The following is a 23,244-nucleotide window of genomic DNA, read 5'->3' on the forward strand; positions in this document are numbered from 1 at the left end:
GAAAAACCGCGGTGCATTCTTCGCGGGCAAGCCACGCTCCCACGGGACTTGCATCGTTCAAATTTTTTGATTCCCTCTATTTGGCTGGCTGCAGGCTCATGGCTCCTTATCCACTCTCTGAACAGATGGCGGCTTTCGTCGAGAAAACCCTCAGCTTCAACAGCACCGACAGCAGCCCCGCCGGTTTGCGTCAGGCCTACAACGACATGTGTCGGGCGTTTACCCCGCCTTGTCCCGCAGGGCTTGAGGTGGTCGATTTCGAGTTGGCAGGCGTAGCTCTGCGCTCCTGGCAACCCTCGGTCCCGCCACCGACCAACGGTTGGCCGTGCATCGTGTACCTGCACGGCGGTGGTTGGGTGGTGGGGGATCTGGACTCCCACGCCTTCATCTGTGCCGAACTGGCGTCGGTGCTCGGTGCGCTGGTGATCGCCGTCGATTATCGGTTGGCGCCGGAGCACCCATTTCCAGCGGCGTTCGATGACTGCCTGAGTGTCTGGCGCGCTTTGCGCACAGGACCGTTTCGGCTCGATCCTGCGCATACCTTGGTGGCAGGCGACAGCGCTGGCGGCAACCTTGCTGCTGCGTTGTGCCTGGCTTTACGCGATGCCGGTGAGCCGATGCCGTGCGCGCAAGTTCTTATCTATCCGGGGCTGGGTGGCGATCACCGATTGCCGTCGCGCAGCGAATGCGCCGATGCGCCTTTGCTCGGCAGCAGTGATCTGGAGTGTTATCACGGGTTGTATTTAGGCGGTATCCGCCAACCGGGTGCCTATGCGATGCCCTTGCTTGCCGACGATTTCAGCGGTCTGCCTCCGGCGTTGATCGCCGTGGCGCAGTTCGACCCTCTGCGCGATGACGGCGTGCTTTACGCCGAGCGACTCAACGCGGCAGGTGTGGGCGCAAGGCTTTATTACGGGGAAGGGCTGGTTCACGGCTGTTTGCGGGCGCGGGGGCAGGTCATCGAGGTCGACCGGCTCTATGAAACCCTGCTCGGCTATGTGGCTGAGACGACGGCTGACAAACTCTGACGCTGCAAGGGACATGCTCATTGACGTAATTCGGGTTTATGATGCCGGACGGCAGAATAAAAGAAGTCCCCCCAGGGATGACCTCGACCCCTTACGGAGCGCGCAATGCAGACTTTGTACCCGCAGATCAAACCCCACGCCCGGCACGATCTGGCCGTCGATAAAACCCACACGCTGTATGTCGACGAAAGCGGTTCGCCGGAAGGGTTGCCGGTGGTGTTCATCCACGGCGGCCCCGGCGCCGGGTGTGATGCCCAGAGCCGCCGGTATTTTGATCCGAACCTGTATCGCATTGTCACCTTTGACCAGCGTGGTTGCGGTCGCTCCACGCCCCACGCCAGCCTGGAAAACAACACCACCTGGGATCTGGTCGCCGATCTGGAGCGGATTCGCAAGCACCTGGGCATCGACAAATGGCTGCTGTTCGGAGGCTCTTGGGGTTCGACACTGGCTTTGGCCTACGCACAAACCCACCCGGAGCGCGTGCACGGTTTGATTCTGCGTGGGATTTTTCTCTGCCGTCCCCAGGAAATCGAATGGTTCTACCAATGTGGCGCCAGTCGTCTGTTTCCCGATTACTGGCAGGACTACATCGCACCGATCCCCCAGGACGAACGCCATGACTTACTGTCGGCGTTCCACAAGCGTCTGGTCGGCAACGATCAGATCGCCCAGATGCATGCGGCCAAGGCCTGGTCCATGTGGGAGGGGCGCACTGCGACCCTGCGGCCGAATCCGCTGGTGGTCGACCGCTTCTCCGAGCCTCAGCGTGCGCTGTCCATCGCCCGTATCGAGTGCCACTACTTCACCAACAATGCTTTCCTGGAGCCTAACCAGCTGATTCGCGACATGGCCAAGATCGCCCATCTGCCGGGCATCATCGTTCATGGTCGCTACGACGTGATTTGTCCGTTGGACAATGCCTGGGAACTGCATCAAGCCTGGCCGAACAGTGAATTGCAGGTAATTCGCGACGCCGGCCATGCGGCATCCGAAACAGGTATCACGGATGCCTTGGTACGCGCCGCCGATCTGATGGCCCGTCGTATGCTCGACTTGTCGCCTGACGAAGCATGAAGGGCCTGCTACAACGCGTGCGAGGCGCGCGAGTCGAGGTTGCGGGAGAGGTGGTTGGCGCGATAGATCAGGGGTTGCTGGTGCTGGTCGCCGTCGAGCCCGACGATACTCGGGCCAGCGCCGACAAACTTCTGCACAAACTGCTTAACTATCGAGTATTCAATGACGCCGAGGGCAAGATGAACCTGTCCTTGGCGGATGTAGGCGGCGGGTTGCTGTTGGTCTCGCAGTTCACCTTGGCCGCTGACACCAAAAACGGGTTGCGCCCAAGTTTTTCGACTGCGGCTCCTCCAGCTTTGGGTGAGGAGCTGTTCGACTATCTGACCGGTAAAGCGAAACAGATGCATGGCACTGTGGCATCAGGTAGATTCGGCGCGGATATGCAGGTGCACCTGGTCAATGATGGCCCGGTAACCTTCCTGTTGCAGACGTGAAAGCGCTTGAAACATCTTTTTAAGGGTATTTCAGCTGAAAACGGGGACTTTTCCCGATAAATACTTGGTTCCCCCTGATGCGTTGTAACGCGGCCTGCTAGATAATCGCGCGCTACGGGGATCAGCGTTCGTTGGTCCGTTTTGACTTAGGTAGAGACTTGTCCGGTACCTGTTGGGGAATCATTTTGCCCCATAGGAGTCGGAACAATGCTCGCCAACTTGGCAAGAGTCGTTCGCAGGGTCGGTTTTTTTCCACCGCACACCGTGCTGGCACTTTAACTGGCCGTTGGTTTTTTGATCTGTTTTCGGCGAGGGTTGCTCGTGATTGTTAGTCCCTGTAATGCACCAAAATTGTCTGCCAAACGGTTTCGAAGCGCTCTGGTAGCAGGCTCTGCACTGCTCTGCCTGTTCAGCGCCGGCCAACTTTGGGCATTCAATCTGGATGACGTATCGGTCAAGGCAAAAGAGCTGGCCGGGCAAAAGTACGAAGCCCCGCGCAGTAACCTGCCGAATGAATTTCGCGAGATGAAATTCGCGGACTATCAAAAAATCCGGTTCCTCACGGAAAAAGCCGAATGGGCGAACCAGAAGACCCCCTTCAAGCTTTCGTTCTATCACCAGGGCATGCATTTCGACACACCGGTGAAAATCAACGAAATCACGGCCAACACCGTCGAAGAGATCAAATACGACCCAAGTCGTTTCGATTTCGGCGACGTGAAGTTCGACCCTAAAGCCACCGAACAACTGGGTTATGCCGGGTTCCGTGTGCTGTACCCGATCAACAAGGCCGACAAGCAAGACGAAATCATGACCATGCTTGGCGCGAGCTACTTCCGTGTCATCGGCAAGGGGCAAACCTACGGGCTCTCCGCTCGCGGCATGGCCATTGATACTGCATTGCCATCCGGCGAAGAGTTCCCGCGCTTCACCGAGTTCTGGATTCAACAGCCCAAGCCGGGCGACAAGCACCTGGTGATCTTCGCCCTGCTGGATTCGCCGCGTGCTACCGGCGCCTATCGCCTGACCGTGCGTCCAGGCAGCGACACGGTCGTCGACGTCAAAGCCAAAATGTTCCTGCGTGACAAAGTCACCAAGCTGGGCGTTGCACCGTTGACCAGCATGTTCCTGTTCGGCGCCAACCAGCCATCGAAAGTGCTGAACTACCGTCGCGAACTGCACGATTCCAGCGGCCTGTCGATCCATGCCGGCAACGGCGAATGGATCTGGCGCCCACTGAACAATCCAAAACACCTGTCGGTGAGCAACTTCTCGATCGAGAACCCGCGCGGTTTCGGCTTGCTGCAACGTGGCCGTGACTTCAGTCACTACGAAGACCTCGATGACCGCTACGACAAGCGCCCAAGTGCCTGGATCGAACCGAAAGGCGATTGGGGCAAAGGCTCCGTCGATCTGGTAGAGATTCCTACGGCCGACGAAACCAACGACAATATCGTCGCCTTCTGGAGCCCGGAAAAGCTGCCTGAGCCTGGCCAGTCCCTGGACGTTGCCTACCGCATGCACTGGACCCTCGACGAAGCCTCCCTGCATTCGCCGGACAGCGCCTGGGTTCAACAGACCCTGCGTTCCACGGGTGACGTCAAGCAGTCGAACCTGATTCGTCAGCCAGACGGCAGCGTGGCCTATCTGGTGGATTTCCAGGGCCCGTCCCTGCAAGTCCTGCCGGAAGATGCTGAGGTGCGCAGCCAGGTGAGCGTTGGCGACAACGCAGAACTGGTCGAGAACAATGTCCGTTACAACCCTGAAACCAAGGGCTGGCGCCTGACGTTGCGGATGAAGATCAAGGATCCGAGCAAGGCCACCGAAATGCGCGCTGCGCTGGTCAAGAACATCACGCCTGCCGAGGCGCTCAAGACTGCGGCGCCAGCGTCCAGTTCTTCCGTTGCCAAGGCCGACAAGATCGCCGCCCGCCAGCAAGAGAAGAAGGACAAGGAAGCCAGGCAGGCTGAGGCGCAAGCCCAGCAGGTCAAGGACACCAAGGACAAGGACACCAAGGACAAGGACAACAAAGACGCCAAGCAGCCTGTCGCTGCCCAAGCGGCCCCAGCCACAACGGAATCGGCACCGACTGAACAAGTCCTGACCGAGACCTGGAGCTATCAGTTGCCCGCCGATGAGTAATTCACACGTACAGCCACAATCGCTTGCCGAGTACCTGGCGCATTTGCCGATGAGCGACGAGCAGCGCGCGGAACTCGCGAGCTGCAAGTCTTTCAGTGAACTGCACGAACGTCTGTCGTCCTCGACGTTCGACGCGCCGACCGAGGCTGCTCAAGCCTCGGTTGGCCGGCGCCTGACCCTGAACACCGCCGAAGAGCTGGCGGACGCGGAAATGCTGGTGCTCGATGCCAGTGGTCGGGTCTGCCTGAAGGCAACCCCACCGATCCGTCGGACCAAAGTCGTGCCCGAGCCTTGGCGCACCAATATTCTGGTGCGTGGCTGGCGTCGCTTGACCGGTCGCACCAATCCGCCGGCCCCGCCGAAGGATGAGAACGTGCTGCCGGCGGCTCGCTGGCGCACCGTCGGTTCGATCCGACGCTACATCCTTCTGGTGCTGATGCTCGGTCAGACGATCGTCGCCGGCTGGTACATGAAAGGCATCATGCCGTATCAGGGCTGGTCGTTCGTCGACCTTGAAGAAGTCCTGCATCAGCCTCTGATCCAAACCGCCACGCAAGTGCTGCCCTACGCCTTGCAAACCAGCATTCTGATCATGTTCGGGATTCTGTTCTGCTGGGTCTCGGCCGGTTTCTGGACGGCGCTGATGGGCTTCCTCGAGCTGATCACCGGCCGTGACAAGTACCGCATTTCCGGCGCCAGTGCCGGCAACGAGCCGATCGCCAAGGACGCACGCACCGCCCTGGTGATGCCGATCTGCAACGAAGACGTGCCGCGGGTGTTCGCCGGTTTGCGGGCGACCTTCGAATCGGTGGCGGCCTCGGGTAACCTGGATCGCTTCGACTTTTTCGTCCTCAGCGACAGTAACGATGCCGACATCTGCGTTGCCGAGCAGCAGGCCTGGCTGGACGTCTGCCGTGAAGCCAAGGGCTTCGGCAAGATTTTCTATCGCCGCCGTCGTCGCCGCGTAAAACGCAAAAGCGGCAACCTCGACGACTTTTGCCGTCGTTGGGGCGGTGACTATAAGTACATGGTCGTGCTCGACGCCGACAGCGTGATGAGCGGCGAATGCCTGAGCAGCCTGGTGCGCCTGATGGAAGCCACGCCGGACGCCGGGATCATCCAGACCGCGCCGCGTGCGTCGGGTATGGACACCCTTTATGCGCGTATGCAGCAGTTCGCCACGCGTGTGTATGGTCCGTTGTTCACCGCCGGCCTGCACTTCTGGCAGTTGGGCGAATCCCACTACTGGGGGCACAACGCGATTATCCGCATGAAGCCGTTCATCGAGCACTGCGCCCTGGCGCCGTTGCCCGGTAAAGGCGCGTTTGCCGGCGCGATTCTGTCCCACGACTTCGTCGAAGCTGCGCTGATGCGTCGTGCCGGTTGGGGCGTATGGATTGCCTACGACTTGCCGGGCAGCTATGAAGAACTGCCACCGAACCTGCTGGACGAACTCAAGCGTGACCGTCGCTGGTGCCACGGCAACCTGATGAACTTCCGCCTGTTCCTGGTCAAGGGCATGCACCCGGTACACCGCGCGGTGTTCCTGACCGGCGTGATGTCGTACCTGTCTGCACCGTTATGGTTCTTGTTCCTGGTGTTGTCGACTGCCTTGCTGGCGGTCAACACGTTGATGGAGCCGCAATACTTCCTGGAACCGCGTCAGCTTTATCCGTTGTGGCCACAATGGCAGCCGGACAAGGCAATTGCGCTGTTCTCAACGACCATCGTGCTGCTGTTCCTGCCGAAATTGCTGAGCATCATCCTGATCTGGACCAAGGGCGCGAAAGAGTTCGGCGGCAAGTTCAAGGTGACGCTGTCGATGCTGCTGGAGATGTTGTTCTCCATGCTGCTGGCGCCGGTGCGGATGATCTTCCACACCCGTTTCGTACTCGCCGCGTTCCTCGGCTGGGCCGCGACCTGGAACTCGCCGCAACGTGACGACGACTCCACGCCATGGGGCGAAGCGGTCAAGCGCCACGGCCCGCAAACCTTGCTGGGCTTCTTCTGGGCTCTGTTGGTGATCTGGCTGAACCCGAGCTTCCTGTGGTGGCTGGTGCCGATCGTCGGTTCGCTGATGCTGTCGATCCCGGTATCCGTGATTTCCAGTCGTGTCGGCCTGGGCCTGAAGTCCCGTGACGAAAGCCTGTTCCTGATTCCTGAGGAATATGCCCCGCCACAGGAATTGCTGGCGACCGATCAGTACACCCACGAAAACCGTTGGCATGCACTGAACGACGGCTTCGTCCGGTCAGTGGTCGATCCTCAGCAGAACGCTTTGGCGTGTGCACTGGCGACGTCTCGTCACCGTCAGGCCGAGCCGATCGAAGGGTTACGCATCGAGCGGGTTCGTCATGCGATCAAGGTCGGGCCTGCCGGGTTGACCAACAACGAACGTGTGGCCCTGCTCAGTGATCCGGTGGCATTGGGTCGCTTGCATGACCAAGTCTGGAACGAAGGCCACGCTGAGTGGCTGCAAGCCTGGCGCACATCGGTGAATGCCGATCCTCATGCGCCGCTGTTGCCGCTCAAGCCTGTGAGCGTGCAGCCTCAGCTGGCCTGATGAAAAGCCCCGCTTTCGAAAGGAAGCGGGGCTTTTTTTCGCCTGCTGCTTTTTGGGGCGGGCGCAAATTCTGTGAGAACGGTGGAGAAGCCTTCGCGGGCAAGCCTCGCTCCTACATGGATGGCAGGATCCTGTGGGAGCGGGCTTGCCCGCGATTGCATCACCCCCGGTTCCAAGCGCACCGGGATACCCGCATCAGCTCAAACCTTGAACCGCCCCACCAGCATCTGCAAATGCGTCCCCAACCGCGCCAGCTCGACGCTGGAGGCCGCGGTCTCTTCGCTGGCGGCCGAGGTCTGCTCGGACACATCCCGTACGTTCAGCACGCTACGGTTGATCTCTTCGGCCACTGCGCTCTGTTGCTCGGCAGCGGCAGCAATCTGCTGGTTCATTGACTGGATCGCCGATACGGTGCGAGTGATGCTTTCCAGCGAACCGCCGGCGCGGCGGGTCAATTCGACGCTGCTGTCGGTCAGGCTGCGGCTGGTGTCCATGATGGTCGCGACCTGCTGAGTACCGGTTTGCAGGCCGACGATCAGCTCTTCGATTTCTTCGGTGGACTTCTGGGTGCGCTGGGCCAGGCTGCGAACCTCGTCGGCGACCACCGCAAAACCACGCCCGGCCTCACCGGCCCGGGCGGCTTCGATGGCGGCGTTGAGTGCCAACAGGTTGGTTTGTTGGGCTACCGACTTGATCACGTCGAGCACGCTGCCGATCTTGTCGCTTTCGCGTTTCAGATCGCCCATGGCGGCGGTGGAGTTGCCGACTTCCACGGCCAGGCGCTCGATCTGGGCGATGGCTTCGCCTACCACCTTGTCACCCTCGCGGGCCTGCTGGTCGGCGGCGACGGCAGCTTCGGACGCTTCCTCGGCGTTGCGCGCGACCTCCTGCACAGTAGCGGTCATTTCGTGCATGGCGGTGGCCACTTGATCGGTCTCGACCTTCTGGCTGTTGACCCCCGCGCTGGTTTGTTCGGTAACGGCGGACAGCTCTTCAGCGGCACTGGCGATCTGGGTCACGCCGTCGCTGATACCGCCGATCAGTTCCCGCAGGCCCAGGGTCATGCTCTGCATGGCGCGCTGCAGCTGACCCAATTCGTCCTGACGTTCGGAAGTCAGGTTGTGAGTCAGGTCGCCGGCGGCGACACGCTCGGCCACTTTGAGGGTCTGGCTCAGGGGAATGATGATCTGGCGAGTGATGGCCCAAGCCGCGAACAAACCAAAGGCTGACGCCAGGACGGTGGCCAACAGCAGCAGGTTTTTGGCATGTGCCGCATCGGTGTCACGCACGAGAGTTTGCGAGACGGTGAGCTTTTTGCTGACCTCGAACAGAATGTCGCCTTGCCCGCTCATGCGTTTGAGGGCGGCAGCGCTGGCGATCTGGGAGTCGCGGAACTGGCTGACCGCCGCGCGATAGGCTTTGAGCGAGTCGGTCGCTTGTTGCAGGTTGGTGATGTGTTGTTCCGGCAGTTGAGAGGGCAGGCTTTCGAGGTTCTTCAGAGCATTGCCAATGGCGTCCAGCGCCGGCTGCTCGGCTTCGGGCTTGCCACTGTAGGTGTAGCCGCGAACCTGGAAACGCGCTTGCTGAATCAGTTTGCTCAGTTCGATCACGCTGTTGAACTGGGCGACACTGTCGCCCTGGAGCATGGATTTTTCGACTTCAGCGACCCGGGCGACAGCGTTGTCGGCAGTGGCACCCAATTTGCTGCGAGCATCTTCGCGGGTGGCGGTGGCTTGAATCATGTCCGCGAAAGCGCGTTTGTACTCGCTGACCGCGGCCAATTGCTGATCGATCATTGCCACTTCGGCAGGCTGTTCGATCAGCGTGCGGGCGGTTTTCAGGCCGGTCTCGAGTTGGCCGATCAGCTCGTTGACGGCGCCCGGGCCTTGTTCGCCACGGCGCATGTCGTAATCCAGGCGGGCGAGGCGCAGGTCTTTGGTCAGCTCATTGAGGCTGGAGATAAACCCCAGTGTATCGCCACGGCTGATCACACCGCTCAGGCCCGTCCAGCCGGTAAAGGTGATCACCAAGGTCAGAAGCAGCACCAGACCGAAGCCGACACCCAGTTTGCGATTGACGCTTACGTTTCCCAGTTTCTCGGCTAGCCAACGGTACATGCTGCTACTCCCTCGGACCATTAATTGGTTTTATGGGGGCTGTATCGGCAGGCAGGCGAGATTCTGTAGGCGCGGCGCAATGCTCGGGTGGCGAGGGGGTTGCCCCAATGACAAGAAATTTGAGCGACGAAGATCCTGTAGGAGCGAGGCTTGCCCGCGAAGAATGCACCGCGGTTTTTCAGGCATGACGCGTCATCGTTCTTCGCGGGCAAGCCTCGCTCCTACAGGTTGCCCCGTCGCCACAGGTATGATGTTTGGACGTTAAAACAGCCGCGAGAGCAGCGCCGTAACGGCAGTTTCTACTCGCAGGATGCGCTCGCCAAGTTGCACCGGTTGCAGGCCGGCCTTGGCCAGCAAATCGATTTCGTAAGGAATCCAGCCGCCTTCGGGGCCGATGGCCAACGTCACCGGCTCGTCCAGGCCGCGAGGGCAGGGTGGGTAATTACCGGGATGACCGACCAGGCCCAGGGTGCCTTCGGTCATGGCCGGCAAACGGTCTTCGACAAAGGGCTTGAAGCGTTTCTCGATGACGATTTCCGGCAACACGCTGTCCCGGGCTTGTTCAAGGCCCAGGATCAATTGCTCGCGAATCGCCTCGGGTTCCAGGAATGGGGTTTGCCAGAAGCTCTTCTCGACGCGATAGCTGTTCACCAGCACGATGCGCGGCACGCCCATGGCGGCGACGGTCTGAAACACGCGACGGAGCATTTTCGGTCGCGGCAAAGCCAGCACCAACGTCAGCGGCAGCTTGGGCGGTGGTGGCTGGTCGAGGGTGACGCGCAACTCGGCTTCATCGGCGTCCAGGCGCAGCAATTCGGCCGAGCCCATCAAGCCGCCGATACGCCCGACCCGCAGGCTGTCGCCGACCACCGAGCGGTGGACTTCCTGCATGTGGGTCAACCGTCGATCGCGCAGGATCGCCCGGTCGGCCGCAATGAAATCGGCCTCTTCGAGGAGCAGCAGGTTCACGCTTGGGTCGCTGGCGGCTGGTCGTTGTGATCGTCAGCCGGTTGATCGTCCGGATGATCGCCACGCTTGCTGATCAAACTGCCGAACAGGATGCCGATCTCGAACAGCAACCACATCGGAACGGCCAGCAACGTCTGCGAGAAGATGTCCGGCGGTGTCAGGATCATGCCGACCACGAAGCAACCGATGATCACATACGGGCGGATTTTCTTCAGGTAGGCGACGTTGACCACGCCGATCCACACCAGCAACACCACAGCCACCGGAATCTCGAACGCCACGCCGAAAGCGAAGAACAGCGTCATGACGAAATCGAGGTAGCTGGTGATGTCGGTCATCATTTCCACGCCGGCCGGGGTGGCGGCGGCGAAGAACTTGAAGATCAGCGGGAACACCAGGAAATAGGCGAAGGCCATGCCGGTGTAGAACAGCAGAATGCTGGAGACCAGCAACGGCACCGCGATGCGCTTCTCATGCTTGTACAGGCCCGGCGCGATAAAGCCCCAGATCTGGTGCAGGATCACCGGGATCGCCAGGAACAGCGAGACCATCATGGTCAGTTTCAGCGGCGTCAGGAACGGCGATGACACGTCAGTGGCGATCATCGTTGCGCCCGCCGGCAGGTATTGGCGCAGCGGCGTGGAGACGAAGGTGTAGATCTGCTGGGTGAAGGCGAACAGCCCGGCGAAGATGATGAATATCGCCGCTACACAGCGCAGCAGACGGGTGCGCAACTCGGTGAGGTGCGAAACCAGCGGCATGTGCTGGTCGTTTTCAGGGAGATCGCTCATGGGGCTCGCGGCGGCAATGTTGGGTCATGAGGTGCCGGCGTTGTCGGCGCGGCGGCAGGAGCAACAGCTTCTACTGGAGTGGCAGGTGCAGGTTCAGCGGCTGCCACCACCGGTGTAGCGTCAGCTGTCGGCGCATGAATCGTTTGCGTCGCCACAGGTTCCACTGGCGTCGGCTCCTGTTGAGTCGGCGTGAAGATCTTCCGCGCCTCCTGCTCCAGGGACAGAATGTGCTCGTTGTGCAGTTGCCGGCGAATCTCGTCGGCACCGATTTCACGTTCAACTTCCTGTTTGATCGCGTTGAAGCTGCGCTTCAGCCGCCCGACCCACAGGCCTGCGGTGCGCGCAGCACCCGGCAGACGCTCGGGCCCCAGCACCAGCAGGGCGACGAGGCCGACGAGCAGCAGTTCAGAGAAGCTGATACCAAACATTAGTCAGTGCTCACGAGTCTTTGCGGATCGGCTCTTCGACTTTTTGCGCCTGCACGTCGATGGTGTGCGGCGGGTTCACCGACGTTGTGGCCTGTGGCTGGACAGGCGGAACCGGTTGGGCCGGGGTTGCTGTCGGGTCGGCCGGTTTCTCGTCGTCGTTCATGGCTTTACGAAAGCCCTTGATCGACTCGCCCACGTCAGTGCCGAGGTTTTTCAGTTTCTTGGTGCCGAACACCAGCACCACGACAATCAGGATGACGACCCAGTGTTTCCAGTCAAAAATGCCCATGTTGTGTTCCTCTCTAATAGTGTTCAGGCGGACGGGCGAGAGGCTTTCTCGGCGTGTCCGGACAGACCGAAGCGACGGTCCAGTTCATCGAGCACAGCCTGTGGATGCTGCCCCAGCTGGGCGAGCATGACCATGCTGTGGAACCACAGATCGGCGGTCTCGTAGATCACATCGCTGCAGTCACCGCTGATGGCGGCATCCTTGGCGGCAATGATGGTTTCGACCGACTCTTCGCCGACTTTTTCCAGAATCTTGTTCAAGCCCTTGTGGTACAGGCTGGCGACATACGAGCTGTCGGCAGCGGCGCCTTTGCGCTCTTCCAGCACCTGGGCCAGACGGGTCAGGGTGTCACTCATGGGTATGTCCTGCGCAGTAGATAGCGTGCGGGTCTTTCAGCACCGGATCGACGGTTTTCCAGTCGCCGTTTTCGAAGACGCGATAGAAGCAGCTCTGACGGCCTGTGTGGCAGGCGATGTCGCCGATCTGCTCGACCATCAGGATGATCACGTCAGCGTCGCAGTCCAGGCGCATCTCATGCAGGGTTTGCACGTGGCCGGACTCTTCGCCCTTGCGCCACAGCTTGCCACGGGAACGTGACCAGTAAATGGCACGGTTCTCGGCAACGGTTAATTGCAGCGCTTCGCGGTTCATCCAGGCCATCATCAGGACGCGTCCGGTCTTGTGATCCTGGGCAATCGCCGGCACCAGGCCATCGGCGTCCCACTTGATCTCGTCCAGCCAGTTTTTCATCTTCAGTTCCTGAAGCAGCTACAAGCTACAAGCTTCAAGCCGCAAGTAAAGGCAATGTTGCGTTGTGCCAGTGTTGAGAGTTTTAAGTTCTTGAACCCGACGCTTGAAGCTTGCAGCTTATAACTTGCAGCTGATTACTGCTATCGACGAACGACCAGATACAAGCCGACCGCCACCATGATACCGGCGGGCCAATGCCCCAATTCGTTCAGCGGGCCGCCGGCGGCGAGTATCGTGCCACCGGCCAGATGAGCAGTGCCGAGCAGACGCAGGAACCAGTCGTCCTTGCGTTTGTGCCAAGGGGGTGGCGGGTCGTTGGCATGGGGCTGTGACATGCGCTCGAGCAGGTCGCGGGCCATGTTGGCCAGATGCGGGATCTGCTCGAACTGGCTCTGCGCGTTGCTTAACAAGGCTTTGGGGCTGACGCGCTCGCGCATCCAGCGTTCGAGGAACGGCTGGGCGGTATTCCACAGATCCAGGTCCGGGTACAACTGACGGCCCAGACCTTCGATGTTCAACAAGGTTTTTTGCAGCAGGACCAACTGCGGTTGCACTTCCATGTTGAAGCGTCGAGCGGTCTGGAACAGGCGCATCAGTACCTGGCCGAAGGAAATATCTTTTAACGGTTTTTCGAAGATCGGCTCGCACACGGTACGGATCGCTGCTTCGAACTCATTGAGTTTGGTTTCCGCCGGCACCCAGCCCGAATCGATGTGCAACTGCGCGACACGCCGGTAATCACGCTTGAAGAACGCGAACAGGTTACGCGCCAGATAGTCCTGGTCTTCCGGGGTCAGGCTGCCGACGATGCCGCAGTCGATCGCAATGTACTGCGGGCTCCACGGTTGCACGGTGCTGACGAAGATGTTGCCGGGGTGCATGTCGGCATGGAAGAAGCTGTCGCGGAACACCTGGGTGAAGAAGATCTCCACACCACGCTCGGCGAGCATTTTCATGTCGGTGCGCTGGTCGGCCAGTGTTGCGAGGTCGGTGACCTGAATCCCGTAGATGCGCTCCATCACCAGCACCTTCGGCCGGCACCAGTCCCAAAAGACTTGCGGCACATAGAGCAATGGCGAGCCTTCGAAGTTGCGCTTCAACTGGCTGGCGTTAGCCGCCTCGCGCAGCAGGTCGAGTTCGTCGTAGATGGTTTTTTCGTAGTCGCTGACCACGTCCACCGGGTGCAGCAGGCGAGCATCGGCGGAGAGTTTTTCTGCGGCGCGGGCGAGGATGAACAGCCACGCCAGGTCTTGGGCAATGATCGGTTTCAGGCCCGGGCGGATCACTTTCACGACGACTTCTTCACCGGTTTTCAGCTGCGCGGCGTGCACTTGCGCCACCGAGGCCGAGGCCAGCGGTTCAACGTCGAAACGGCTGAAGACTTCGCTGATTTTTTTGCCGAGCTGCTCTTCGATCAGCCGGATCGACACTTGCGAGTCGAAGGGCGGCACGCGGTCCTGCAGCTTCATCAGTTCATCGGCGATGTCTTCGGGCAGCAGGTCGCGGCGCGTCGAAAGAATCTGGCCGAACTTGATGAAAATCGGCCCCAGGTCCTGCAACGCCAGGCGCAGTCGCGCGCCACGGCTCAGGTCCAGTGTTTTGCGCGGAAACCAGCGCCACGGCAAGGCATAGCGCAGCGCCAGCAAAAACCAGGGCAGTGGCAGGGCGAACAGCAAGTCATCGAGGCGGTAGCGAATCACAACGCGCTGGATGCGCAACAAACGGCGGACGGCAAGCAGCTTCATGCGTTATCGCTTGGGTCGAGGGATCGGGAAAGGCGCTGGAAACGCGCCTCGAGACGTTCCAGATCGAGTTTGATCTGGTCCAGTTCATTAAAACGGGCGTCAGCTTCACGCTGACCGACCAGGGCGCGGGATTCTTCGGCCAGGTATTCGCCCAGGTTCTGGTTCAGGCTGGCGAATCCTTGCTGATACCAACGTGCGCGACTGCGCAGATGACCGCCAATCAGGTGCGTGGCCACAGGTCCCAGCCAGCGCGAGAGTTCGTATTCCCAGTCCAGTTCGAGGTCCTGAAGGATTGCCGCCAGTTCCAGCAGCACGCCGCTGTCGCCGTCGAGTTCGACTTGCGGGGCATGCAGCACCGACGTCTTGTCCTTGCTCGTCGCCAGCTTGAGCAGGCTTGAGGCCGGTGCGCGCAAGGTGCAATCGGCAGCGGTTTCCCACTGCGAGGCGAGCATCAGGCCTTCATCGCTGGGCAGGATGAACAGTTGCAACGCCGGGCTGCGGCAGTCGACGGCAATCACCTTGCCACTCAAATGCGCCAGCCGCGGCAGGGCCGTGCTGTCGAGACGCAGCACCCGGTTCAGGCCGAGTTCAACGCTGGCAAGCAGGCCGGCCAGCACCATCAGGGTTTGATGCCACGGTGCAGAGCGACGATGCCTGCGGTCATGTTGTGATAGGTCACACGATCGAAACCGGCCTCGACCATCATCGACTTCAGGGTTTCCTGATTGGGGTGCATGCGGATCGATTCGGCCAGGTAGCGATAGCTTTCCGAATCATTGGTGATCAGCTTGCCCATCAACGGCATGAAGGCGAACGAGTAGGCGTCGTAGGCTTTGGACATCAGCGCGTTGGTCGGTTTGGAGAACTCCAGCACCAACAGACGGCCACCCGGTTTCAGCACGCGCAGCATCGAGCGCAGGGCGTCTTCTTTATGCGTCACGTTGCGCAGGCCGAAGGCGATGGTCACGCAATCGAAATGGTTGTCCGGGAACGGCAGCTTTTCAGCGTCGGCCTGGACGAATTCGACATTGCCCGATACACCCAGGTCCAGCAGGCGATCACGGCCGACCTTGAGCATGGATTCGTTGATGTCCGCCAGCACTACTTGACCGGTCGGGCCAACGAGGTGCGAGAACTTGCGGGTCAGGTCACCCGTGCCGCCGGCGATGTCCAGCACGCGGTTACCGGTGCGCACGCCCGACAGCTCGATCGCGAAGCGCTTCCACAGGCGGTGCATGCCGCCCGACAGGAGGTCGTTCATCAGGTCATACTTGGCGGCTACCGAGTGGAAAACCTCAGCGACTTTTTCCGCTTTCTGGCTCTCCGGAACATTTTTGAAGCCGAAGTGAGTGGTGGGTTCGGCATCGCTGCCTTTGCGCTGATCAGTCATATCGCTGTCACCAAAAAAGAATGCGGGACATTCTAATCCCGGTGGCCTGCTTTGTCTTGGCAAGGCTGCAGGTAAGATAGGCAACTACCGGGACGTTTTGACGCATGCAGGGTCAAGATGTCTTGAGCAAGTCACGATAAAGCAGGAGTCATTCGATGGCCCGTATTAGTGTTGAACGTGCCCACCACCTGGGTAAGGAAGCGGCCCGCGAGAAGGCCGACCAGTTGGCACAGAAGCTGTCCGAACAATATGGCCTGGAGCCGCAGTGGTCCGGCGACACCCTGAGTCTGAGGCGCACGGGTGTCAAAGGGGCGGTGTATGTGGGCGAGGACTCGATCAAGGTCGATGTCGAACTGGGCCTGTTGATGTCCCCCATGAGCGGCACGATCAAATCGGAAATCGAAAGAGCTCTGGATAAAGCGTTGGCTTAATCCATTCTTTCTGTGACATGAGAAACCCTGTGGGAGCGGGCTTGCCCGCGAAGACGATATTCCTGCCGCAGGAGATATTGCGGATATACAGGCCTCTTCGCGGGCAAGCCCGCTCCCACATTTGTTTGTGGTGCGCCCGAAGGTTTGTGTCAGTTGTTAGGGTGCCGTTTCTAATTATTCTCACTACTTTGTGCCTGAGCCCGACTCTCTGCGGGCAGTTCCTCGACCCTTCTGCGCGTGAGGTGCACCATGGCCAAAGTTATTTCGAAGAAAAAAGTCGACGTTGAGACAAACGCCCAGGGCGACGTCAAATCGTATGCCCGCAAGATCTGGCTCGCCGGTCTTGGGGCTTACACCAAGGTCGGCCAAGAGGGCAGCGAGTACGTTCAAGAGCTGATCAAGGCTGGTCAAGCTGTTGAAAAGAAAGGCAAAAAAGTAGTCACTGAAAAGCTTGAAGCGGCCAATGCCGAGATCGATGAAGCCAAGAGTGAAGTGAGCACTTTCAAAGGCAAAGTCGAACTTCAACTCGACAAAGTCGAAAGGGCTTTCGATACGCGTATCGCAAGTGCCTTGAATCGTATCGGCATTCCGTCTAAACATGACGTTGAGACACTCTCTGCTAAGCTCGATGAGCTGACGGCATTGCTCGAACGTGTCGCGCGTAAATCTTAAGGAGAACGGGATGGCTGGTAAAAAGAATACTGAAAAAGAAGGCAGCTCGTGGATCGGGAAGGTCGAAGACTACTCCCGCAAGATCTGGCTGGCTGGTTTAGGCGTGTACTCGAAGATCGACACTGACGGCAGCAAGCTCTTCGATGCACTGGTTAAGGACGGCGAGAAAGCCGAGAAGCTCACCAAGAGTGCTGTCGGCAAGAAAGTCGATGCCGCCAAGGACTCTGCTTCCTCGGCCAAATCGCGCATCAGCGGTGTAAAGGATCGCGCACTGGGCAAATGGGATGAGCTGGAAGGGGCTTTTGACAAACGTCTGAACAGCGCCATTTCGCGCCTGGGTGTACCGAGCCGCAATGAGGTCAAGGCACTGCACAGCAAAGTCGATACCCTGACCAAGCAAATCGAAAAACTCACCGGTGCCAAGGTTGCGCCTGTTGCGGCGAAAACCGCGGCAGCCAAACCAGCAGCCAAAAGCGTAGCCAAACCATTGGCCAAGGCTGCCGCCAAACCGGCAACCAAAACTGCCGCGGCGAAACCTGCGGCCAAAGCGGCCGCAAAACCTGCAGCTAAAACTGCAGCGGCCAAACCCGCCGCTGCGAAAAAGCCAGCAGTCAAGAAACCTGCAGTGAAAAAACCGGCAGCCCCGAAAGCCGCCGCCCCGAAACCAGCAGCGGCTGCCGCCAAACCGGCGACCCCGGTGAGCACGGCGAGCACGGCGAATTCCGCCGCTGCGCCGACTCCTGCTGTAAGCCAGACTGCCGCGCCGGCTCCATCGACGCCAACCAGTCAGTCCTGATGATCATTCCCACGCGCCGCGTGGGAATGCCTCACCGGACGCTCCGCATCCATTGCGGCAGTGACGCAGAGCGTCACCGGCTGCATTCCCACGCGGAGCATGGGAACGATCACGCCCGGCCTGCGAAGGTCGGGCGTTTTAGTTTGTCGAGCAAGCCCGCTCCTGTAGGAGCCAGGCTTGCCGGCGAACCAGCCGCCTCGGTCCATCAGGAATACCGCGTTATCGTTGTTCGCGGGCAAGCCTCGCTGCTACAGGATTAGTCGTGCTCTTCGAGGTACTGCAACGCCAACCGCTCGGTCGCAATCTTGATCGGCGGCAGCAAGTGCGGTGCCACCAGCATCATGATCTGATACACAACCAGTCGTACTTCACCTTCACGGTCGAGAATTCGTTGATAGTCCAGCGAGAACAGCAACGTCATGGTGATTTGCTCCACCAGTTGCCCCAGCGCCTGGGTGTCACTGACCAATCGACCCTGAGCTTTCAATTGCGCCAGCAATGAAGCCAGTGTGCGCTTTAGCGCATTGAGCAGGTTGCGTATCCCCTTGGCCAGTTTCGGCAGGCGGCCGGCAAGATTCGACAGGTCCTGGAACAGAAACCTGTAATGGGCCAGGCGTTCGATGATCAGGTGCAGGAACAGCCAGTAATCCTCGGGGCCCAGTTCCACATCGGACGGTGGGTCGAGCAAGGGTGTCAGCTCGGCCTGGAAGCGCTCGAACAGCCCGAGGATCAGCGGTTCCTTGCCGTGGAAATGGTAGTAGAGGTTGCCTGGGCTGATGCCCATTTCGTTGGCCACTTCCATGGTGGACACATTCGGTTCGCCCTTTTGATTGAACAACTGCAGGGCACATTCGAGAATCCGGTCGCGGGTTTTCATCCAGTCTTCTTAATGGTCGAGTCATGCCACGGCCATTGGCGGCCGTGGTTGGTTAAACGTCAGCGCACGCGCACGTAAGTACCGGGTGCCGCTTCCATCGGTGGATAGTTCTGGTTGCCGAGGGCCGTTTGGGTTTCGTGTTGTGCGCCGGAGCGTTCCTGGATCCAGTCAAGCCATTGCGTCCACCAACTACCGTCGACGCGCTTGGCGTCGTAATACCAGGCACGCGGGTCGCTGCTCAGTTTCGGATTTTCGATGTAGTTGGCTTTCGGATTGTTCGGTGGGTTGAGAATGCTCTGTACATGACCGCTGTTGGACAGCACGAAGCGGCGCTCACCCCCCAGCAGTAATGTCGAGCGATACACCGCGTCCCACGGGGTGATGTGATCATTGATGCCTGCCACGCTGAAGCTGTCGACGGTGACTTTCTGCAGGTCGATCGGCGTACCGCATACTTCCAGGCCGCCCGGATGACTCAGCGGGTTGTGCTTGAAAAAATCCAGCAGGTCGCCATGAAACGCTGCTGGCAGACGCGTGTTGTCATTGTTCCAGTAGAGGATGTCGAACGCCGGCGGCTCCTTGCCCATCAGGTAGTTATTGACGAAGTAATTCCAGATCAAGTCGTTGGGACGCATCCAGGCAAACACCCTGGCCATGTCCTGACCTTCCAGAACGCCCTTCTGATACGAGCGGCGCTTGGCCGCTTCCAGGGTCTCTTCGTCGGCGAAGAGGGTAGCGGGGCTGTCTATCTGGCTGTCGAGCATGCTGACCAGATAGGTCGCGCTGGATACCCGTCGTAGCTGTCGCTTGGCCTGCAAATGCCCTTGCAATGCGGCAATGGTCAGCCCGCCAGCACAGGCCCCCATCAAGTTGACCTCCCGTGCACCGGTGATTGCGCGGCATACATTCATCGCTTCTTCAGTGGCTTCGACGTAAGACGACAACCCCCATTCGCGATGACGCACATCGGGATTGCGCCAGCTGATAACGAAAGTCTGCAAACCGTTTTTAAGGGCGAACTGAACGAAGCTGTTATGGGGGCTCAAATCGAAAATGTAGTACTTGTTGATCTGCGGCGGCACGATCAGCAATGGCTTGGAATACTGCTTTTCGCTCATCGGCTTGTATTGGATCAGTTCCAGCAGTTCATTACGAAACACCACCGAGCCGGTCGTGGTGGCAACCGTTTTGCCCACCTCGAATGCTTGTTTGGTCACTTGTCGTGGCAGGCCGTTGTTGTGCAGGACGTCGTCGACCAGATGGCCGATACCCCGCACCAGGCTGCTGCCGCCGGAGTTGAAAAACTCTTTGATCGCCAGCGGATTGAGCAGCGTATTGGACGGCGCCACGGCGTCATTGATCAAGGCAAAGGCAAAGTGCGCGCGGGCACGATCGTCGGGGCTCATGTTGCTTTCGTCGATCCAGCTTTTGACTTCTTTCTGCCAGCTCAGATAGGCCTGCAAGCTGCGGCGATAAAAAGGATTGAGGCTCCATGTCGGGTCAGTGAAGCGACTGTCCTGCGGGTTGGTCGGGTGCAGGGTTTCACCCAACAACACGCGGCCTAGCTGGCCGCCCAGCTTCAAGGCATGCCGGGCCGTATACACCGGGTTGCGCAAGCCGTGGGTGGCCAGGCTGCGCAAGGTCGAAAGCAGGTCCCGGCCGCGCAGACCGGTAACCGCACTCTGAGCATTGATGAATGCAGCGGGAGTGGGCAAAGTGCCCTTCGCTGGTTTGTCGCGCATGAGTTAACACTCCTTCGTCATCAGGCCAAAAACAGACACACCCGAACAAAACACCATAGACGTTGTTGCGGGTTGTTGCGCGGCACGGCCTCCTGCCGACTCCTTTTCATAAACAAAAGTCGGGATCGGTTAACCGCCCGATGGCGCCGGATGCGGATGCATAACTGCGCGCTGACGTTCCTCCTCAAGGAATTTCATGATGATCGGTGCCACCGCTTCGGCCCGGGTAATCAGGAACAGATGGCCGTCGTCGATGATGTGCAGTTGGGCGTTGGGAATTCGCCAGGCCAGCATGCGCATGTTGATCAGCGGGATCAGTGGGTCATCATCGCCAGCCAGCACCAGGGTCGGTTGGTGGATCTTGTGCAGCCAGTGAATGCTGGTCCAGCCAAGGCCGGCGAACAATTGCCAGTAGTAACCGAGTTTGCCTGCCGAACGAACCCTGGAGGCGTGACTGGCCGCCAGGGTCGGATCGCGCCGGAACGAGCCGCCGTAGATCATCGGTGCAATGCGGATCACATGGGAGGGCTGGATATAGCGTCGCGGGCTGGCCATCATCAGCAGCACTTTAGGCTTGCCCGGAACCATCACGGTGCCTGCCGCCGTGGCCGCCAGCACTAATTTCTTGCAGCGCTCGGGATAGTCATGGGCGAATTGTTGTGCCAGCGCCCCCCCCCACGACACGCCGATCACGTTGACTTGCCCGTAATCGAGATAGTCGAGCATTCGCGCCGTCAGTTTTGCCAGCCCGGAAAAGCGATAGGGCACATTGGGAGTCGATGAGCCGCCGACACCGGGCACGTCGAAGGCAATGACTTCCAGGTCCGGATCCAGAGCCTGGACGAACGGGAATATCAGCTCCAGGTTGGCGCCGATGCCGTTGAAAATCAGCAAGGGCGTCAAGTGAGGCTTGCCGGGGCGTACCGCTGTGCGGAGGGTCTGGCCATCCAGGTTGACGGTACGGAATACGAACGGATGCGGCATGCACGAAGCCCTGTAGGTTTTAAACGCTGATCGGGCCGTCCCGGGCCGTCGCAGAATGTTCGAGGCTGGCCTCGAGAGTGATTGATAGTGATCGCGGCACCTCCCAGTGCCGCGGACTGCGTGCCACCTGAAGCTCAACGCTCGTGTACATAAGTGCCTGGCGCCGCTTCACCCGCTGGATAGGCCTTGTTGCCAAGGTTGGCGGGGGATTTTTTCAGCTTGCCCGAACGCTCGGCCTGCCATGCCTGCCAATACAACCACCAGGAATCGGTGTGCTTGGTGGAGTTTTCCAGCCATTCCTCGGCTTTGACCGGCATGTCGGAGTTGGTCATGTAGCGCGCTTTCGGATTGCCCGGCGGGTTCAGAATGCTCTGGATATGCCCGCTGCTGGATAGCACGAACTCGACCTTGCCACCGAACAGCTGTGCCGATTTGTAGCAAGACTTCCAGGGGGTGATGTGGTCATTGGTGCCGGCCAGGGAAAAGATGTCGGCAGTGACCTGCTTCAGGTCGATCGGCGTGCCGCACACTTCCAGTGCGTTGGGGCGGATCAGTGGGTTGTTTTTGAACATCTCGATCAGGTCGCCGTGGAACGCGGCCGGCAAGCGGGTGGTGTCGTTGTTCCAGAACAGGATGTCGAAAACAGGTGGCTCGTTGCCCAGCAGGTAGTTGTTGACCCAGTAGTTCCAGATCAGATCATTGGGGCGCATCCAGGCGAAGACTTTCGCCATGTCACGGCCTTCCAGCACGCCGGCCTGGTAAGAATGGCGCTTGGCGGCTTCGAGGGTTTGCTCGTCGACGAACAGCGCCACGTCGCTATCGAGGGTCGTATCGAGCACGCTGACCATCAGCGTCAGGGCGTTGACCTTCTTCTCGCCGATCGCCGCGTAGTGGCCCAGCAGGGCGGTGCAGGTGATGCCGCCAGAGCAGGCGCCCAGCATGTTCACGTCTTTGCTGCCGGTGATTGCGGTGACCACGTCGACCGCTTCCTTGAGCGCTTCGATGTAGGTCGACAGGCCCCACTCGCGCTGCTCCTTGGTCGGGTTGCGCCAGCTGACGATAAACGTCTGCACATTGTTGCGCAGGCAGAAGCGCGCCAGACTCTTGTCCGGGCTCAGGTCGAAAACATAGAACTTGTTGATCTGTGGCGGCACCACCAGCAGCGGGCGTTCATGCACCTGCTCGGTGATTGGCTTGTACTGGATCAGCTCCAGCACGTCGTTGCGAAATACCACTGCGCCTTCGGTTACGCCCAGGCTCTTGCCGACTTCAAATGCGCCCATGTTGACCTGGCTCGGCATGCCGCCGTTGTGTATCAGGTCCTTGGCCAGATGAGAGAGGCCGTCGAGCAGGCTTTTACCACCGGTTTCGAAGAAGCGTTTGACCGCCGCCGGGTTGGCCGCCGTGTTGGTCGGGGCCATGGCTTCGGTCATCAGGTTGATCACGAAATGCCCGCGAGCGACGTCCTTGGGAGAAAGATTGCTGTCATCGATCCATGCGTGAAGCTCCTTGCGCCACGCCAGGTAGGTTTGCAAATAACGTTTATAGAGCGGGTTCTGGCTCCAGGCCGGATCAAGGAAGCGACGGTCATCACTTTGCGGTTGAAGCTCGGATTTTCCAAACAGCACGTTCTTCAGTTCGATGCCGAAATGGGCGACATGCCTGGCACTGTGGATGGGTTGTCTGATGGCCTGGGTCAGCACCATTCGGGCAGAGCCCAAGAGATCCTTTCTACGTAGTCCAACAACAGGATTCAGCCCCAAGGTATTTTCCGAAGCCTGAAATTTCAAGTCATCGTTAAGCTTGTTACTCATCTACGACGCTCCATTGTCCTGAGACGAGTACCTGAGCCCAGCTGTGTAGTCACACAGCAAACGCCAGGTACTACTGCTCGGGTGACCGTTAATTGCGAATAGCTACAAATGCACGGAACTTGCCAGCTCCATTGGTTACCCGAGTTTAATTTTTTTCGCAAGCGGGCCAATCGTTGACACCGCAGCGGAGCATTCAAACAGATGG

22 protein-coding genes are annotated in these 23,244 nt (G+C 59.5%); 8 read left to right on the forward strand and 14 right to left on the reverse strand.

The window, feature by feature from the left end:
* Positions 1-98 precede the first annotated feature (98 nt).
* The 5 genes from BZL43_RS17375 to mdoH all read left to right on the forward strand — a co-directional run bounded on the left by BZL43_RS17375 (position 99) and on the right by mdoH (position 7,244).
* Positions 99-1,028 carry an alpha/beta hydrolase gene (locus tag BZL43_RS17375; RefSeq protein ID WP_095633444.1) on the forward strand — a complete coding sequence of 310 codons (930 nt, stop codon included), beginning with the start codon at positions 99-101 and terminating at the stop codon, positions 1,026-1,028.
* Between the two features lie 105 nt (positions 1,029-1,133).
* Positions 1,134-2,105: a prolyl aminopeptidase gene (pip, locus tag BZL43_RS17380; RefSeq protein WP_095633445.1), complete on the forward strand. Its 972-nt coding sequence runs from the start codon at positions 1,134-1,136 to the stop codon at positions 2,103-2,105.
* Positions 2,102-2,539, forward strand: a complete 438-nt coding sequence (gene dtd / locus BZL43_RS17385; RefSeq protein WP_095633446.1) for a D-aminoacyl-tRNA deacylase — start codon at positions 2,102-2,104, stop codon at positions 2,537-2,539. The genes pip and dtd overlap by 4 nt, the downstream gene beginning before the upstream one ends.
* Before the next feature lie 321 nt (positions 2,540-2,860).
* Positions 2,861-4,681, forward strand: a complete 1,821-nt coding sequence (locus BZL43_RS17390) for a glucan biosynthesis protein G (RefSeq protein WP_095633447.1) — start codon at positions 2,861-2,863, stop codon at positions 4,679-4,681.
* Positions 4,674-7,244, forward strand: coding sequence for a glucans biosynthesis glucosyltransferase MdoH (gene mdoH, locus BZL43_RS17395; RefSeq protein ID WP_095633448.1), 2,571 nt, complete (start codon positions 4,674-4,676; stop codon positions 7,242-7,244). Before BZL43_RS17390 ends, mdoH begins: the two co-directional genes overlap by 8 nt.
* Before the next feature lie 200 nt (positions 7,245-7,444).
* On the opposite strand, the gene BZL43_RS17400 is transcribed toward mdoH, so the two are convergent.
* The 10 genes from BZL43_RS17400 to ubiE all read right to left on the reverse strand — a co-directional run bounded on the left by BZL43_RS17400 (position 7,445) and on the right by ubiE (position 15,723).
* On the reverse strand, positions 7,445-9,361 hold the full coding sequence (locus tag BZL43_RS17400; RefSeq protein WP_095633449.1) for a methyl-accepting chemotaxis protein: 1,917 nt from the start codon (positions 9,359-9,361) through the stop codon (positions 7,445-7,447).
* 261 nt (positions 9,362-9,622) lie between these two features.
* Positions 9,623-10,330, reverse strand: coding sequence for a 16S rRNA (uracil(1498)-N(3))-methyltransferase (locus BZL43_RS17405; protein WP_095633450.1), 708 nt, complete (start codon positions 10,328-10,330; stop codon positions 9,623-9,625).
* Complete coding sequence (gene tatC / locus BZL43_RS17410) at positions 10,327-11,121, reverse strand: twin-arginine translocase subunit TatC (RefSeq protein ID WP_095633451.1); 795 nt, start codon at positions 11,119-11,121, stop codon at positions 10,327-10,329. The genes BZL43_RS17405 and tatC overlap by 4 nt, the downstream gene beginning before the upstream one ends.
* Positions 11,118-11,549 (reverse strand): Sec-independent protein translocase protein TatB, encoded by a 432-nt coding sequence (tatB, locus tag BZL43_RS17415; RefSeq protein ID WP_095633452.1) that lies wholly within the window; start codon positions 11,547-11,549, stop codon positions 11,118-11,120. Before tatB ends, tatC begins: the two co-directional genes overlap by 4 nt.
* Before the next feature lie 10 nt (positions 11,550-11,559).
* A complete protein-coding gene (locus tag BZL43_RS17420; protein WP_095633453.1) occupies positions 11,560-11,838 on the reverse strand; it encodes a twin-arginine translocase TatA/TatE family subunit in 279 nt (92 codons plus the stop codon).
* Positions 11,839-11,861: 23 nt separating this feature from the next.
* The gene (locus BZL43_RS17425; RefSeq protein ID WP_007899279.1) at positions 11,862-12,194 is read right to left on the reverse strand and encodes a phosphoribosyl-ATP diphosphatase; all 333 of its coding nucleotides are present in this window, start codon (positions 12,192-12,194) and stop codon (positions 11,862-11,864) included.
* Positions 12,187-12,588: a phosphoribosyl-AMP cyclohydrolase gene (hisI, locus tag BZL43_RS17430; RefSeq protein ID WP_095633454.1), complete on the reverse strand. Its 402-nt coding sequence runs from the start codon at positions 12,586-12,588 to the stop codon at positions 12,187-12,189. Before hisI ends, BZL43_RS17425 begins: the two co-directional genes overlap by 8 nt.
* A gap of 140 nt (positions 12,589-12,728) precedes the next feature.
* Positions 12,729-14,333 carry a ubiquinone biosynthesis regulatory protein kinase UbiB gene (gene ubiB, locus BZL43_RS17435; protein WP_095633455.1) on the reverse strand — a complete coding sequence of 535 codons (1,605 nt, stop codon included), beginning with the start codon at positions 14,331-14,333 and terminating at the stop codon, positions 12,729-12,731.
* Positions 14,330-14,953 (reverse strand): SCP2 domain-containing protein, encoded by a 624-nt coding sequence (locus BZL43_RS17440; protein ID WP_095633456.1) that lies wholly within the window; start codon positions 14,951-14,953, stop codon positions 14,330-14,332. The genes ubiB and BZL43_RS17440 overlap by 4 nt, the downstream gene beginning before the upstream one ends.
* Positions 14,953-15,723, reverse strand: coding sequence for a bifunctional demethylmenaquinone methyltransferase/2-methoxy-6-polyprenyl-1,4-benzoquinol methylase UbiE (gene ubiE / locus BZL43_RS17445; protein ID WP_008005057.1), 771 nt, complete (start codon positions 15,721-15,723; stop codon positions 14,953-14,955). The genes BZL43_RS17440 and ubiE overlap by 1 nt, the downstream gene beginning before the upstream one ends.
* A 155-nt stretch (positions 15,724-15,878) precedes the next feature.
* On the opposite strand from ubiE, the gene BZL43_RS17450 reads away from it, so the two are divergent.
* The 3 genes from BZL43_RS17450 (at position 15,879) to BZL43_RS17460 (ending at position 17,622) form a co-directional block, all read left to right on the forward strand.
* The gene (locus BZL43_RS17450; protein ID WP_095633457.1) at positions 15,879-16,154 is read left to right on the forward strand and encodes a polyhydroxyalkanoic acid system family protein; all 276 of its coding nucleotides are present in this window, start codon (positions 15,879-15,881) and stop codon (positions 16,152-16,154) included.
* A 249-nt stretch (positions 16,155-16,403) separates the two neighbouring features.
* On the forward strand, positions 16,404-16,826 hold the full coding sequence (locus BZL43_RS17455; RefSeq protein ID WP_095633458.1) for a phasin family protein: 423 nt from the start codon (positions 16,404-16,406) through the stop codon (positions 16,824-16,826).
* 10 nt (positions 16,827-16,836) lie between these two features.
* Complete coding sequence (locus BZL43_RS17460; RefSeq protein WP_095633459.1) at positions 16,837-17,622, forward strand: phasin family protein; 786 nt, start codon at positions 16,837-16,839, stop codon at positions 17,620-17,622.
* A gap of 256 nt (positions 17,623-17,878) precedes the next feature.
* On the opposite strand, the gene BZL43_RS17470 is transcribed toward BZL43_RS17460, so the two are convergent.
* From BZL43_RS17470 to phaC (BZL43_RS17485), 4 genes are all read right to left on the reverse strand, one after another.
* The gene (locus BZL43_RS17470; protein WP_095633461.1) at positions 17,879-18,499 is read right to left on the reverse strand and encodes a TetR/AcrR family transcriptional regulator; all 621 of its coding nucleotides are present in this window, start codon (positions 18,497-18,499) and stop codon (positions 17,879-17,881) included.
* A 59-nt stretch (positions 18,500-18,558) separates the two neighbouring features.
* A complete protein-coding gene (gene phaC / locus BZL43_RS17475; protein WP_095633462.1) occupies positions 18,559-20,241 on the reverse strand; it encodes a class II poly(R)-hydroxyalkanoic acid synthase in 1,683 nt (560 codons plus the stop codon).
* A gap of 129 nt (positions 20,242-20,370) precedes the next feature.
* On the reverse strand, positions 20,371-21,225 hold the full coding sequence (gene phaZ / locus BZL43_RS17480; protein ID WP_095633463.1) for a poly(3-hydroxyalkanoate) depolymerase: 855 nt from the start codon (positions 21,223-21,225) through the stop codon (positions 20,371-20,373).
* Between the two features lie 134 nt (positions 21,226-21,359).
* Positions 21,360-23,039: a class II poly(R)-hydroxyalkanoic acid synthase gene (gene phaC / locus BZL43_RS17485; RefSeq protein ID WP_095633464.1), complete on the reverse strand. Its 1,680-nt coding sequence runs from the start codon at positions 23,037-23,039 to the stop codon at positions 21,360-21,362.
* Between the last annotated feature and the right edge of the window lie 205 nt (positions 23,040-23,244).

It is taken from the genome of Pseudomonas sp. PICF141 (genome assembly GCF_002286815.1).
GTDB lineage: Bacteria > Pseudomonadota > Gammaproteobacteria > Pseudomonadales > Pseudomonadaceae > Aquipseudomonas.